We start from the raw sequence: 12,633 nt of genomic DNA, 5'->3' as shown, positions 1-12,633 counted from the left end.
CGCAGCGTCGACCCTACGGCCAACAATCACGACGAACGGGACAGGAAGGCGAGCAGCGGGCAACTTTGACGCAACCCTGATGACAGGCCCGGCCCGCACCACGGAACGCTCCCCGGCAGCCGGCCGGCGTGCCGGGCCGGCCCGCAGCGCGAGGGGCTCACCGGCAACCGGCCGGTCCGGCCGAACCGGCCCGGGAAGCTCCTCGACAGCCGGTCGGGTCAGTCCTCGGCGATCTCCCCGTCGCGCAGTTCCAGCACCCGGTCGGCCAGGTCCAGCAGCGTCGCGTCGTGCGTGGCGACCCCGGTCGGGTGTGTCGAGTCCGCCGACGATGTTGAGCAGGGTGGTCTTCCCGGACCCGGAGCGGCCCTTCAGGGCCACGAGTTCACCGCGGCGCACCTCCATCGAGACACCGCGCAGCGCATGCACCGCCGCGGCCCCTCGCCCGTACGACTTGTGGACGCCCTCGACCCGCACCATGGTGCCGGTCACCACCTGACCACTCACGCCGCCTCCCCCGGTCGCCGGACGCCAGTATCCCCGCCCGCGCAGCACCCCGTACGGGCCGCGGCCAACGGCACGACAGACCCCGTTCGCACCAGCACCCCGAAAGGGCCGCGGGCAACCGCACGACAGACCCCGTTCGCACCAGCACCCCGAAAGGGCCGCGGCAACCGCACGACAGACCCCGCTCGCATCAGCGCCCCGAAAGGGGCGCGGGGAACTGCGCGACCGGCCACGACGAACCCGCACCCGGCACCCGGCACCCGGCACCCGGCACCCGGCACCCGGCACTCGCAGGCTCCCCACGCGACCCGAAAAGACGGAAACGGGCCGCACCTCCCAGAGGCACGACCCGTTTCCTACGGCTGCAACCCGGCGACGCTCCTAGCGGACCTCGGTGATCTCAGGCCCCCGCTGCAACTGCCCCATGCCCCCGGAGAAGCGCGAGCCCTCCTCCTGCTGGACCCCCTCGGGGACCATCTGGGCGTCGTTGGGCAGCTTGAGGACGATCGGGTCGCGGGGCGCCATCGGCCCCTCGCCGCGGACCACGACCGTGTCCCGGAAGATCTGCTCCAGCAGCCCCGCGGCCTGCGGCTGCACCGCACCCTGGCCGGAGATCACACCGCGCAGGAACCAGCGCGGGCCGTCCACGCCGACGAACCGCACGACCTGGAAGCCGCCGGTGCCGTCGGGCAGCTGCACCGGCACCTGCGCGCGCAGCTCCCAGCCGAGGGAACCCTCGACCTCGTCGACGATGCCACCCTGCTGGGTGATGCCGGACGCGATCTCCTCGCGGACCTCGGTCCAGATGCCCTCGCGCTTGGGCGCGGCGAACGCCTGGAGCTGGATGGCGCTGTCGCGCAGCACGACGGTCGCGGCGACGATCGCGTCACCGGCGACCTCCACCCGCAGCTCCATGCCGTCGACGCCCGGCACGAAAAGACCGCCGAGGTCCACGCGGCCCTCGGCCGCGTCGCGCACCTCGCTGCTGTCCCACGGCCCGTCGGGCCGGGGCCCGGGCTCCAGCCGGACGCGCTCGCGCCCGGCCTCTTCCTCGTCCGCCTCGGTGTCGACGCTGTCGACGACCTGCTCGGCCTCGCCGGCCGCGTCCTCGGCGGCACCCTTCTTGTTGCGACGTCCGAACACGTCACTGTCCTTCCCGGTCGGATACGACCGAAGCGTATCGATTCCCACCCGTCGGACCGCCATCGGCGGTCTGACCGCTTGTGCCGCTCTCGTCGCCCACCGCGGCATGGCCACCGGTGGACCCGAAGCCCCCTTCGGCCCGCGCCGAGCCGGGAAGTTCCGCGACCTCCTGGAAGCGGACCTTCTCGACCTGCTGGACGACCAGTTGGGCGATCCGGTCGAAGCGCTCGAACCGCACGCTCGCGCGCGGGTCGAGATTCACCACGATCACCTTGATCTCCCCACGGTACCCGGCATCAACCGTCCCCGGGGCATTCACCAGGGCCACGCCGCAGCGGGCGGCGAGCCCGGAACGTGGGTGCACGAAGGCCGCGTACCCCTCGGGGAGGGCGATCGACACGCCGGTGGGCAGTACGGCCCGCTCACCCGGCTGCAGCTCGCAGGGCTCGGTGGTGCGCAGATCGGCTCCGGCGTCGCCCGGGTGTTCGTACGCCGGAAGCGGTACGTCGGGGTCGACGCGCCGGATGAGGACCTCGAGGGGGTTGCGGCTCACGGGTTCACCTCGAAGGCACGGGCGCGCCGGACCTGGTCCGGGTCGTCCATGGCGGCCTGGATCTCTTCCTTGCGGCCGTGGTCGATGAAGTGGTCGACCTTGACCTCGACGAAGAGTGCGTCGGCGCGGACGGCGACGGGCCCCTCGAGGCCGCCGATCCGCCCGGTGGCGGTGCAGTAGATCTTCCGTCCGGCTACGGCGGTGACCTCGGCCTCCAGATGCAGGGTGGTGCCCACCGGCACCGGCCGCACGAAGTCGGTCTCCAGCCGGCCGGTGACGGCGATGGTCCGCAGCAGCCAGTTCAGTGAGCCGAGCGTCTCGTCCAGGGCCGTGGCCAGCACTCCGCCGTGCGCGAGGCCGGGGGCGCCCTGGTGGGCGGGCTGGACGGTGAACTCGGCGGTCAGCGAGACGCCCTCGCCGGCGCGGGCTTCCAGGAGCAGGCCGTGCGGCTGTCCGGGGCCACAGCCGAAACAGTGCTCGTAGTGGGCACCGAGAAGCTCCCCGGGCGCGGGCGCGTCGGGGTGCCGTATCGGTTTCACCGCGTAGGCGGGGGGCTGAAGAGCTGCGGAACTACCACTCACAGGCGCAGACCTTACCCGTCCGTCCGTCACCCGCCACCGCCCTGCCCGACGGTGCTCGGCGCCGGCCGCCCCCGGCACGGGGGATTCGCGGATCCCGTGCCAAGCTTGGCTCCATGCAGCTCTCCGCCACCCCCTACGAAGAACGCCTCACCGCCCCCCGCTCGTGGTGGCTGGTCAGCTTCCTCGTGGGTGTCTCGTTCGCCCTGATCCTGCTGCCCTTCGGCACCCTGCCGCTGCTCGGCGGCCTGGTCGGCGGTACGGCTGCCGCGGCGGTGGTGGCCAGTGCCTACGGCTCCCCGCGCATCCGTGTCGTGGGCGACTCCCTGATCGCGGGCGAGGCGAAGATCCCGGTGTCGGCTCTGGGTGCGTGGGAGGTGCTGGACGCGGAGGAGGCGCGCGCCTGGCGCACGTACAAGGCCGACACCCGCGCCTTCCTGCTGCTGCGCGCCTACATCCCGACGGCGCTGCGCGTGGAGGTCACGGACCCGCAGGACCCGACGCCGTACCTGTACCTGTCGACGCGGGAGCCGGAGCGGCTGGCCGCGGCGATCGAGGCGGCCCGCACGGCGCAGGCCTGAGACGCCCCGGGCGCCTAGAGTTCCTTCGGCAGGTCGCGCATCCGCAGCGGCTCGGCCGGCTCCTCCAGAGGCGGCAGCTGGGACAGCTCGTCCCACGGCACCTGGTTCTTGCGGAGGTCGGCCCGGATCCGGGCCGCGAGCTTTCTGGTGTCCCTGCGGTTCATGACCGCCCCGACCGCGGCTCCCACCATGAACGGCATGAGGTTGGGCAGGTTGCGGACCATCCGCTTCATGATCTGCCGGCGCAGTTCGCGCTTCATGCGGCCGCCGAGGGCCGTGTCGTACGTCGACGGTTTCATCACGTCGATCCCGCGCTCCCCCGACCACGAGGACAGGTAGGCGGTGCTGCGGGTCTTGAGGTTGCCCGGCGGGCGCACGCCGTAGACCTCGTGGAGTTCGGCGATGAGCTTCAGCTCGATCGCGGCGACCCCGGTGATCTCCGCGGCCAGCTCGGTCGGCATGGCCGGCGGTACGGGCAGCATCGCCGCCGCCCCGATCCCGGCACCGACGGTCGAGGACCCGGCCGCGGCGCCCGCCACCAGCTTGTCGGCCAGTTCCTCGGGCCCGAGGCCGGGGAACTGCCTGCGCAGTGTCGCGAGGTCGCGTACGGGGACACGCGGGGCGATGTCGATGATCCGGTCCGCGAGGTACCCCAGGCCCGCGCGGGCGCGGCTGCCGCCCCTGCGGGCGCCTTCCCGGGCCTTCTCGCGGATCACCACTGCCCGGCGCCGCGCGACGGGTGGTGGCTGGGCCGGCACCGGCAGGTCCGTCCCTCCGGCCGCCGGTCCGAGCGAGGCTCCCGCTCCGGGGGAGCCCCGCTCGTCGTCACGCGCGCCGTGCGGGCCGTCGGACGGCCCTTGGTCCGCCTTCCCGAGGGAGAAGCGGCGCTTCCGCGAGGGGGTCGAGCCAGTCACGGCCGACCCCTCCTCAGTCGCAGTCGCGGCAGATCGGCTGACCGTTCTTCTCCCGGGCCAGCTGGCTGCGGTGGTGCACCAGGAAGCAGCTCATGCAGGTGAACTCGTCCTGCTGCTTCGGCAGCACCCGGACGGCCAGCTCCTCGTTCGAGAGGTCGGCGCCGGGCAGTTCGAGTCCCTCGGCGGCCTCGAACTCGTCGACGTCCACGGCCGAAGTGGACTTGTCGTTCCGCCGGGCCTTCAGCTCTTCCAGGCTGTCCGAGTCGACGTCATCGTCGGTCTTGCGTGGAGTGTCGTAATCGGTTGCCATATCGCTCTCCCCCTCTGGGTGTCTGCGGTGTCTCCAGCGCACGTAACGCGTGAGAGGCCGGACTTGTGCCCGACCTGAGGCGGAGATTTTGCCTCACATCAAGGTCTGTTACTCAATCGACACCCAACCCGACCTCTCAAGAGTGATCGGCTTGGATGGCGGTGAGGACCGTACACGGTTCGAATGCCGCACCTCAAAGGCGCCTCACCGTGTACTTCCCGTGATCAAGTGCCCTGAAAACCAGGACTTTCCCGGCTTTCCACCTACGACCATGATCACCGTGCGTACATGGCCGGAAATCCGCCCATGTGATCGATCACACAGGAAGAACCACATCGGGTGCCCTGAAAATTCCGCGCAAAGCGAACATCCGTCGCGTGTGTCGGTCCGGGCTCACACCGGCAGGGTGACCCGCATCACCAGACCGCCGCCCTCGCGGGGCTCGGCCAGGATGTGGCCGCCGTGTGCGCGGGTCACGGACCGGACGATGGACAGGCCGAGACCCACCCCCTTGTCGCTGCCCGTGCGCTCCGTGCGGAGGCGCCTGAAGGGCTCGAAAAGGTTGTCGATCTCGTACGCCGGCACCACCGGCCCGGTGTTCGACACGGTCAGCACCGCATGTCCGTGCTCGACCTGCGTACTCACCTCGACCCAGCCGGCCTCGGGCACGTTGTAGCGCACCGCGTTCTGCACCAGGTTCAGCGCGATCCGCTCCAGCAGCACGCCGTTGCCCTGCACCACGGCCGGTCTGCGCTCGCCCCGGACGGACACGCCCTTGGCCTCGGCCTCGGCGTGCACCTGGTCGACGGCCTGCGAGGCGACCTCGGCCAGGTCCACCGGCTTGCGCTCGACGATCTGGTTGTCGCTGCGGGCGAGCAGCAGCAACCCCTCGACCAACTGTTCGCTGCGTTCGTTGGTGGCCAGCAGCGTCTTGCCGAGCTGCTGAAGCTCCACCGGGGCGTCCGGGTCCGACAGGTGCACCTCCAGCAGCGTGCGGTTGATCGCGAGCGGGGTGCGCAGCTCGTGCGAGGCGTTGCCGACGAAGCGCTGCTGGGCGGTGAAGGCACGCTGCAGCCGTTCCAGCATGTCGTCGAAGGTGTCCGCCAGCTCCTTCAGCTCGTCGTCCGGGCCGTCCAGTTCGATCCGGCGGGACAGGTCCGAGCCGGCCACCTGACGGGCGGTGCGGGTGATCCGGCCCAGCGGGGACAGCACGCGGCCGGCCATCGCGTAGCCGAACGCGAAGGCGATCACGGCGAGGCCCAGCAGGGCCAGCAGGGAGCGGCTGAGCAGGTTGTCCAGGGCGCCCTGGCGCTGCTGGTCCACGCAGTGGGCGATGACGTCGTTGAAGTCGGACAGGGGCAGCCTGGTGGAGTTGATCGCCGTGATCGCCGGACAGTTGTCGCTGGTGACCTTGATGTCCGTACCGCCGACGATCTTGAACAACGGCTGGTTGCCGGTGCTGATCGCCTGCGCGGCGAGCAGGTAGATGATCGACAGCAGCAGGATGCCGGCGATCAGGAACATGCCGCCGTACAGCAGGGTGAGCCGTATGCGGATGGTCGGGCGCAGCCACGGGAAGGGGGGCTGCGGCTTCCTGGGGTCCCAGGTGGGCTTCGGGGGCGCCTGGGGCGGCGCCGGTGTCGTGGCCACGGCGGATCAGATCCGGTAGCCGGAACCGGGCACGGTGACGATCACGGGCGGCTCGCCGAGCTTGCGGCGCAGGGTCATGACGGTCACGCGGACCACGTTGGTGAACGGGTCGGTGTTCTCGTCCCAGGCCTTCTCCAGCAGCTGCTCCGCGGAGACGACCGCGCCCTCGCTGCGCATCAGCACCTCCAGGACGGCGAACTCCTTGGGTGCGAGCTGCACCTCCTTGCCGTCGCGGAAGACCTCGCGGCGGTTGGGGTCGAGCTTGATGCCGGCGCGCTCCAGGACCGGCGGCAGCGGCACGCTGGTACGGCGGCCGAGGGCCCGTACACGGGCGATCAGCTCGCTGAACGCGAACGGCTTGGGCAGGTAGTCGTCGGCGCCGATCTCCAGGCCCTCGACCCGGTCGCTGACGTCGCCGGAGGCGGTGAGCATCAGCACGCGCGTGGGCATGCCCAGCTCGACGATCTTGCGGCAGACGTCGTCGCCGTGCACGAGCGGGAGGTCGCGGTCGAGGACGACCACGTCGTAGTCGTTGACGCCGATGCGCTCCAGGGCGGCCGCGCCGTCGTACACGACGTCGACGGCCATGGCCTCCCGGCGCAGGCCGGTGGCCACCGCATCCGCGAGCAGTTGCTCGTCCTCGACGACGAGTACGCGCACGTCGCTTGTCCTTCCTGTGTCCACCCGCGTAGCGCGCCGTGGGCGCGTGCGGGCAGGGGCCTTCGTGGAATGTGACCTCCATCCTGCCCTTTTCGGCCATAAGTCGGCTGTAAGGCGGAGTACGGAGCGCGGAAGCCCCGGGCGCCCGCAGGGGAATGCGAGATTTTCTCTTCCCGTTGAGGTTTCCGGGAAGGGGAGCGGGGGGAGGACGGCTGTACACCCCGCGATCACGCTCTGCATGTGCCGCAGCACATGCGGTACTCCGCGATCCGCTTGGCAGAGTGGGCGCGGGTGTCCGGCACCGTCGCCGCCCAGCAGGGCAGCGCTGGGCACCTGCGAGAGATGTGATCGCCCCTTTCCCTACGGCACACCCCCGTGCCACCCGACCCACGACCCAGGACGAGGGGGCGCAGCATGGACGCTTTCACCGCAGGACTTCTGCAGCGCATAAAGGCGACCGAGTCCGACCTGTCTCGGGCTCGTGACGAGGGCGACGACTTCCTCGTCGAGGTGGAGCAGGCAGAGCTCGACGACCTGCGACGCCTCGCCGCCGAACACGGTGTGGAGGTCGGCGCGTCACGCGTCTGATCGGCTCGAAAGCGCAACAGGGGACCCCGGCGAATCCAGCGCCGGGGTCCCTTGCGCGTGCCAGGGCCCCCTACGCCTGCCGGAGCCCCTTGCGCACGAGGCCCCTTACGCCTGCCAGAGCCCCTTGCGCACGAGGCCCCTTACGCCTGCCGGAGCCCCTTGCGCGCGGGGTCTCTTACGCCTGCCGGAGCCCATTGCGCGCGGGGTCCTTTGCGCCTGCCGGGGGTCCCTCACGCGTGCCGGGGGCGTTCCCGTCCGCCGGCACCGTGTTCCGCCGCGCCCGCGCTCAGCCCGGGCGGGGGCGTGCGCGGGCGCCGGACCCGGGCCGGGCCCCGGTCAGTCGTGCCACGCCCCGAAGTCCTCCAGCAGCCGCTGAAGGGGCTCGAAGACGCCCGGGGTGCCCGCCACCGCAAGGTCCCGTGACGGCCGCTCTCCGGGCCGTCCACCGGTCAGCGCGCCGGCCTCCCGGGCGATCAGGTCACCCGCCGCGTAGTCCCAGGCGTTGAGTCCCCGCTCGTAGTACCCGTCGAGCCGGCCGCAGGCCACGTCGCACAGGTCGACCGCCGCCGAGCCGCTGCGCCGGATGTCCCGCAGCAGCGGGACGAGCCGGCCGGCGACCTCGGCCTGACGGGTGCGGACCTCGGTGACGTAGTTGAAGCCGGTGGAGACGAGGGCCTGGTCCAGCGGGGCCGCGGGGCGGCAGGACAGCGCCCGCTCGCCCTCCCACGCCCCCGTGGCCCACGCGCCGCCGCCGCGCACGGCGTGGTACGTCTCCCCGCGCATCGGAGCCGCGACGACTCCGACGACCGTCGTCCCGTCCTGTTCGGCGGCGATGGAGACCGCCCAGGTCGGCAGGCCGTACAGGTAGTTGACGGTGCCGTCCAGCGGGTCGATCACCCAGCGGACGCCGCTCGTGCCCTCGACGGAGGCACCCTCCTCGCCGAGGAAGCCGTCGTCGGGTCGCCCGGCGGAGATCAGGTCGGTGATCAGCTTCTCCGCCGCGATGTCCATCTCGGTGACGACGTCGATCGGGCTGGACTTCGTCCGGGCCACGGCCAGGTCGGCGGGGCGGCCGTCGCGCAGCAGCTCTCCGGCGCGGCGGGCGGCCTCCCGGGCCAGTGCGAGCAGGTCCCTGTGCAGGGGGTCGGTCACGGGTCTCCTCACGCGTAGGGGCTGTCGGCGCCCGCGGCGGCCGGCCGGGGGGCGCGGGCCGGGCAGCAGCCGACCGGGCAGACGTCGTGGCTCGGGCCGAGCGCGCCCAGGGCGCACGGGGTGACCGCCCGGCCGCGCTCCACGGCGGACCGCTCCATGATCAGCTCGCGGACCGCCGCGGCGAACCGCGGGTCGGCGCCCACGGTGGCCGAGCGGCGAACCGGCAGGCCCAGCTCCTCGGCCTTGGCCGTCGCCTCGGTGTCGAGGTCGTAGAGGACCTCCATGTGGTCGGAGACGAAGCCGATCGGGGCCATGACCACGGCCGGGACGCCCGCCGCGTGCTGCTCCTCGAGGTGGTCGCAGATGTCGGGTTCCAGCCACGGGATGTGCGGGGCGCCGGAGCGGGACTGGTAGACGAGCCGCCAGGGGTGGCCGGTGCCGGTGCGCTCGCGGACGGCGTCGGCGATCAGCTGCGCCACGTCCAGATGCTGTTCGACGTAGGCACCGCCCTCGCCGTGGGCCTCGGCGGGGCCGGAGGTGTCGGCCGCGGACTCCGGGATGGAGTGGGTGGTGAAGGCGATGTGGGCCCCGGCGCGGACGTCCTCGGGGAGGTCGGCCAGGGAGCGCAGCACACCGTCGATCATCGGTTCGACGAAGCCGGGGTGGTTGAAGTAGTGCCGCAGCTTGTCGATCTTCGGCGGCTCCAGGCCCTCGGCCTCCAGCGCGGCCAGCGCGTCGGCCAGGTTCTCGCGGTACTGGCGGCAGCCCGAGTAGGAGGCGTAGGCGCTGGTGGCGAGGACCAGGATGCGGCGGCGGCCGTCGGTGACCATCTCGCGCAGGGTGTCCGTCAGGTACGGCGCCCAGTTGCGGTTGCCCCAGTAGACGGGCAGGTCCAGGCCGTGCTCGGCGAAGTCCTTGCGCAGGGCGTCCAGCAGGGCACGGTTCTGGTCGTTGATCGGGCTGACCCCGCCGAACCGGAAGTAGTGCTGTCCGACTTCCTTGAGGCGTTCCTTCGGGATGCCGCGCCCGCGCGTGACGTTCTCCAGGAACGGAACCACGTCGTCCGGGCCTTCGGGGCCGCCGAAGGAGAGCAGGAGCAGGGCGTCGTACGGGGTGGCATCGAGCGCGTCTGGCATGTCTCGATCCTGCCACCCGGCGCTGACAGCGGGGAAACAGCGGGGTGAAGAGTCGGGTTCCCACGGGTTTAGGGCGGTTTCTACGGGTGTTCCGCAGGGTTCAATTAGGGTGACCTAACTTGTAACCTGTATCAGCCGCATTCGCGCCTTACCGACCCGCTTCGGAGACCACGTGCCCAGCCCCTACAGAGCCCTGTTCGCCGAGCCCGGCACCAAGGCCTTCTCCGCCGCGGGATTCCTCGGCCGGATGCCGTTGTCGATGATGGGCATCGGCGTGGTCACGATGGTCTCCCAGCTCACCGGGCGGTACGGCCTCGCGGGTGGTCTGTCGGCCACCGTCGCGCTGGCCGTCGCGGCGGTCGGACCGCAGGTCTCCCGGCTGGTGGACCGGCACGGACAGCGCCGGGTGCTGCGCCCGGCGACGCTGGTGGCCCTGACCGCGGCGGCCGGGCTGCTGCTCGCCGCGCACTTCGGGTGGCCGGACTGGGTACTGTTCGCCTGCGCCGCCGGGATCGGCACGGTGCCGAGCCTCGGGGCGATGATCCGGGCCCGCTGGGCGGCGCTGTACCGGGGCACCCCGAAGCTGCACACCGCCTACTCGTTCGAGTCGGTCGTGGACGAGGTCTGCTTCATCTTCGGGCCGATCATCTCCATCGGACTGTCCACGGCCTGGTTCCCGGAGGCCGGACCCCTGCTGGCCGCCTGCTTCCTGGCGGCAGGGGTCTTCTGGCTCACCGCCCAGCACGCCACCGAGCCGGAGCCGCACCCGCGGGAGCGGCGCGGCGGCGGCAGCGCCCTGCGCTCGACGGGGCTCCAGGTGCTGGTGGCGACGTTCGTGGCGACCGGCACGATCTTCGGAGCGGTGGACGTGGTCACCGTCGCCTTCGCCGACGAACGCGGCCACAAGGGCGCCGCGAGCGTGGTCCTCGCGCTGTACGCGGCCGGATCCTGCGCGGCCGGCGTGGTCTTCGGCGTGCTGCGCTTCTCCGGGGCGCCGGAACGCCGCTGGCTGCTGGGCGTGGCGGCCATGGCCGTGAGTATGATCCCCCTCCTACTGGTCGGAAACCTGCCGCTTCTGGCCGTGGCGCTGTTCGTTGCGGGCCTGTCCATCGCACCGACGATGATCACGACGATGTCCCTCATCGAAGAGCACGTACCTCGCGCCCAGCTCACCGAGGGCATGACCTGGGTGAGCACCGGCCTCGCGGTCGGTGTGGCGCTCGGCTCCTCCGTGGCCGGCTGGGTGATCGACGCAGCCGGGGCGCAGGCCGGGTACGGGGTTCCGGCCGTGTCCGGAGCCGTCGCGGTCGCGGTCGGTTTCCTCGGGTACCGCCGGCTGCGCAGGCCGGCCGCGGGTCGGGGAGGCACCGTTGAGCAGCACGGCGAGCGGGAAGAACGGCACCTGGCGTAACTGGGGCGGGAACGTCTCCGCCCGGCCCGCCCGGCAGGTGGCGCCGGCCTCGGTGGAGGAACTGGCCGCCGCGGTGGGCCGGGCCCGGGAGGACGGCCTGAAGGTGAAGGCGGTCGGGACCGGCCACTCCTTCACGTCGATAGCCGCCACCGACGGGTTGTTGATACGCCCTCAACTGTTGACCGGTATCCGCGACATAGACCGGTCGTCCATGACGGTCACCGTGGAGGCGGGCACCCCGCTCAAGCGGCTCAACGCCGCTCTGGCGCGCGAGGGCCTGTCGCTCACCAACATGGGCGACATCATGGAGCAGACCGTCTCCGGGGCGACCAGCACCGGCACGCACGGCACGGGCCGCGAGTCGGCCTCCATCGCCGCCCAGATCAAGGGGCTCGAACTCGTCACGGCCGACGGCTCGGTGCTCACCTGCTCCGCGAAGGAAAACCCCGAGGTCTTCGCCGCCGCCCGCATCGGCCTCGGCGCCCTCGGCATCGTCACCGCGATCACGTTCGCCGTCGAACCGCTGTTCCTGCTCACCGCGCGCGAGGAGCCGATGCCCTTCGACCGGGTGCTCGCCGAGTTCGACCAGCTCTGGGCCGAGAACGAGCACTTCGAGTTCTACTGGTTCCCGCACACCGGGAACACCAACACCAAGCGCAACAACCGCAGCGCGGGCCCCGAGCAGCCGGTGGGGCAACTGGCCGGCTGGTTCGAGGACGAGTTCCTCTCCAACGGCGTGTTCCAGGTGGCCCAGTGGGTGGGCCGCGCCGTCCCCGCCACCGTCCCTGCGATCGCACAGCTGTCCAGCAAGGCGCTGTCCGCGCGGACGTACACCGACATCCCGTACAAGGTCTTCACCTCGCCGCGCCGGGTGCGCTTCGTGGAGATGGAGTACGCCGTCCCGCGCGCGGCCCTGGCGGAGACCCTGCGCGAGCTGAGGACCATGGTCGAGCGCTCGGGTCTGCGCGTCAGCTTCCCGGTGGAGGTGCGCACCGCCCCAGCCGACGACATCACCCTTTCCACGGCCTCCGGCCGGGACAGCGCCTACATCGCGGTGCACATGTTCCGGGGCGCGCCCTACCAGGCCTACTTCACCGCGGCCGAGCGCATTTTCACGGCACACGAGGGCCGGCCTCACTGGGGCAAGGTGCACACCGGGGACGCGGAGTACTTCGCCCGGGTGTACCCGCGGTTCGGTGAGTTCACCGCGCTGCGGGACCGTCTCGACCCGGAACGGCTGTTCCAGAACGACTACTTGCGGAGGGTTCTGGGGGCGTAGGCGTTCCCGCGCGTGACGGAGCGCTCGGCGGCACCGGCCGGCCGATCGCACGGGAGGGGGACCTACGGACGAAACCATTAGTTCCGTTTCTGGGGATTGCGTGAACTTCGCCACGTTCATGATCTCGAAAACCAGTTGCGGAGCGGCAAGTCGCTTGCCTCGCCGAAAGTTGGG

Annotated in this window: 13 protein-coding genes and 1 pseudogene; 4 read left to right on the top strand and 10 right to left on the bottom strand. The window is 71.5% G+C overall.

What is annotated here, in order from left to right:
• Positions 1–126: 126 nt before the first annotated feature.
• From JK359_RS40450 to JK359_RS25030, 4 genes and pseudogenes are all read right to left on the bottom strand, one after another.
• Positions 127–477: pseudogene (locus JK359_RS40450) on the bottom strand (ATP-binding cassette domain-containing protein); the annotation flags it as partial.
• A gap of 408 nt (positions 478–885) precedes the next feature.
• Complete coding sequence (locus tag JK359_RS25040; RefSeq protein ID WP_201839938.1) at positions 886–1,647, bottom strand: DUF3710 domain-containing protein; 762 nt, start codon at positions 1,645–1,647, stop codon at positions 886–888.
• A 1-nt stretch (position 1,648) separates the two neighbouring features.
• On the bottom strand, positions 1,649–2,200 hold the full coding sequence (gene dut / locus JK359_RS25035; RefSeq protein WP_201839935.1) for a dUTP diphosphatase: 552 nt from the start codon (positions 2,198–2,200) through the stop codon (positions 1,649–1,651).
• Positions 2,197–2,781: a PaaI family thioesterase gene (locus tag JK359_RS25030; protein ID WP_201839932.1), complete on the bottom strand. Its 585-nt coding sequence runs from the start codon at positions 2,779–2,781 to the stop codon at positions 2,197–2,199. Before JK359_RS25030 ends, dut begins: the two co-directional genes overlap by 4 nt.
• A 113-nt stretch (positions 2,782–2,894) precedes the next feature.
• Here JK359_RS25030 and JK359_RS25025 point away from each other — a divergent pair, with 113 nt between their 5' ends.
• Positions 2,895–3,359 carry a DUF3093 domain-containing protein gene (locus tag JK359_RS25025; protein ID WP_201839929.1) on the top strand — a complete coding sequence of 155 codons (465 nt, stop codon included), beginning with the start codon at positions 2,895–2,897 and terminating at the stop codon, positions 3,357–3,359.
• Positions 3,360–3,373: 14 nt separating this feature from the next.
• Here JK359_RS25025 and JK359_RS25020 read toward each other — a convergent pair whose 3' ends face one another.
• The 4 genes from JK359_RS25020 to JK359_RS25005 all read right to left on the bottom strand — a co-directional run bounded on the left by JK359_RS25020 (position 3,374) and on the right by JK359_RS25005 (position 6,893).
• Positions 3,374–4,273: a hypothetical protein gene (locus JK359_RS25020; protein WP_201839926.1), complete on the bottom strand. Its 900-nt coding sequence runs from the start codon at positions 4,271–4,273 to the stop codon at positions 3,374–3,376.
• Positions 4,274–4,286: 13 nt separating this feature from the next.
• Positions 4,287–4,583: a DUF4193 domain-containing protein gene (locus JK359_RS25015; protein WP_005481602.1), complete on the bottom strand. Its 297-nt coding sequence runs from the start codon at positions 4,581–4,583 to the stop codon at positions 4,287–4,289.
• A 393-nt stretch (positions 4,584–4,976) separates the two neighbouring features.
• The gene (locus tag JK359_RS25010) at positions 4,977–6,233 is read right to left on the bottom strand and encodes a sensor histidine kinase (RefSeq protein ID WP_201839923.1); all 1,257 of its coding nucleotides are present in this window, start codon (positions 6,231–6,233) and stop codon (positions 4,977–4,979) included.
• A 6-nt stretch (positions 6,234–6,239) separates the two neighbouring features.
• Positions 6,240–6,893: a response regulator transcription factor gene (locus JK359_RS25005; protein ID WP_003993508.1), complete on the bottom strand. Its 654-nt coding sequence runs from the start codon at positions 6,891–6,893 to the stop codon at positions 6,240–6,242.
• Between the two features lie 414 nt (positions 6,894–7,307).
• Here JK359_RS25005 and JK359_RS25000 point away from each other — a divergent pair, with 414 nt between their 5' ends.
• On the top strand, positions 7,308–7,481 hold the full coding sequence (locus JK359_RS25000) for a hypothetical protein (RefSeq protein ID WP_167381439.1): 174 nt from the start codon (positions 7,308–7,310) through the stop codon (positions 7,479–7,481).
• A gap of 336 nt (positions 7,482–7,817) precedes the next feature.
• On the opposite strand, the gene JK359_RS24995 is transcribed toward JK359_RS25000, so the two are convergent.
• Both JK359_RS24995 and JK359_RS24990 read right to left on the bottom strand, forming a co-directional pair.
• Positions 7,818–8,633 (bottom strand): inositol monophosphatase family protein, encoded by an 816-nt coding sequence (locus JK359_RS24995; protein ID WP_201839920.1) that lies wholly within the window; start codon positions 8,631–8,633, stop codon positions 7,818–7,820.
• A gap of 8 nt (positions 8,634–8,641) precedes the next feature.
• Positions 8,642–9,769 carry a ferrochelatase gene (locus JK359_RS24990; protein WP_201839917.1) on the bottom strand — a complete coding sequence of 376 codons (1,128 nt, stop codon included), beginning with the start codon at positions 9,767–9,769 and terminating at the stop codon, positions 8,642–8,644.
• Positions 9,770–9,941: 172 nt separating this feature from the next.
• Between JK359_RS24990 and JK359_RS24985 the strand changes: the two genes are divergently transcribed.
• Positions 9,942–11,180: an MFS transporter gene (locus JK359_RS24985; RefSeq protein WP_201839916.1), complete on the top strand. Its 1,239-nt coding sequence runs from the start codon at positions 9,942–9,944 to the stop codon at positions 11,178–11,180.
• Positions 11,140–12,459 carry a D-arabinono-1,4-lactone oxidase gene (locus tag JK359_RS24980; protein WP_201839915.1) on the top strand — a complete coding sequence of 440 codons (1,320 nt, stop codon included), beginning with the start codon at positions 11,140–11,142 and terminating at the stop codon, positions 12,457–12,459. Before JK359_RS24985 ends, JK359_RS24980 begins: the two co-directional genes overlap by 41 nt.
• Positions 12,460–12,633 lie beyond the last annotated feature (174 nt).

This window comes from Streptomyces actinomycinicus, assembly GCF_016741775.1.
Classification (GTDB): Bacteria; Actinomycetota; Actinomycetes; order Streptomycetales; family Streptomycetaceae; genus Streptomyces; species Streptomyces actinomycinicus.
This window is presented reverse-complemented; position numbering and strand designations above follow the sequence as displayed.

What these genes read in the sequence shown, in the direction of transcription:
- JK359_RS25025 (WP_201839929.1), top strand. Translation starts at nt 2,895, where the DNA reads ATGCAGCTCTCCGCCACCCCCTACGAAGAACGCCTCACCGCCCCCCGC.
- JK359_RS25015 (WP_005481602.1), bottom strand. Translation starts at nt 4,583, where the DNA reads ATGGCAACCGATTACGACACTCCACGCAAGACCGACGATGACGTCGAC.
- JK359_RS25000 (WP_167381439.1), top strand. Translation starts at nt 7,308, where the DNA reads ATGGACGCTTTCACCGCAGGACTTCTGCAGCGCATAAAGGCGACCGAG.
- JK359_RS24990 (WP_201839917.1), bottom strand. Translation starts at nt 9,769, where the DNA reads ATGCCAGACGCGCTCGATGCCACCCCGTACGACGCCCTGCTCCTGCTC.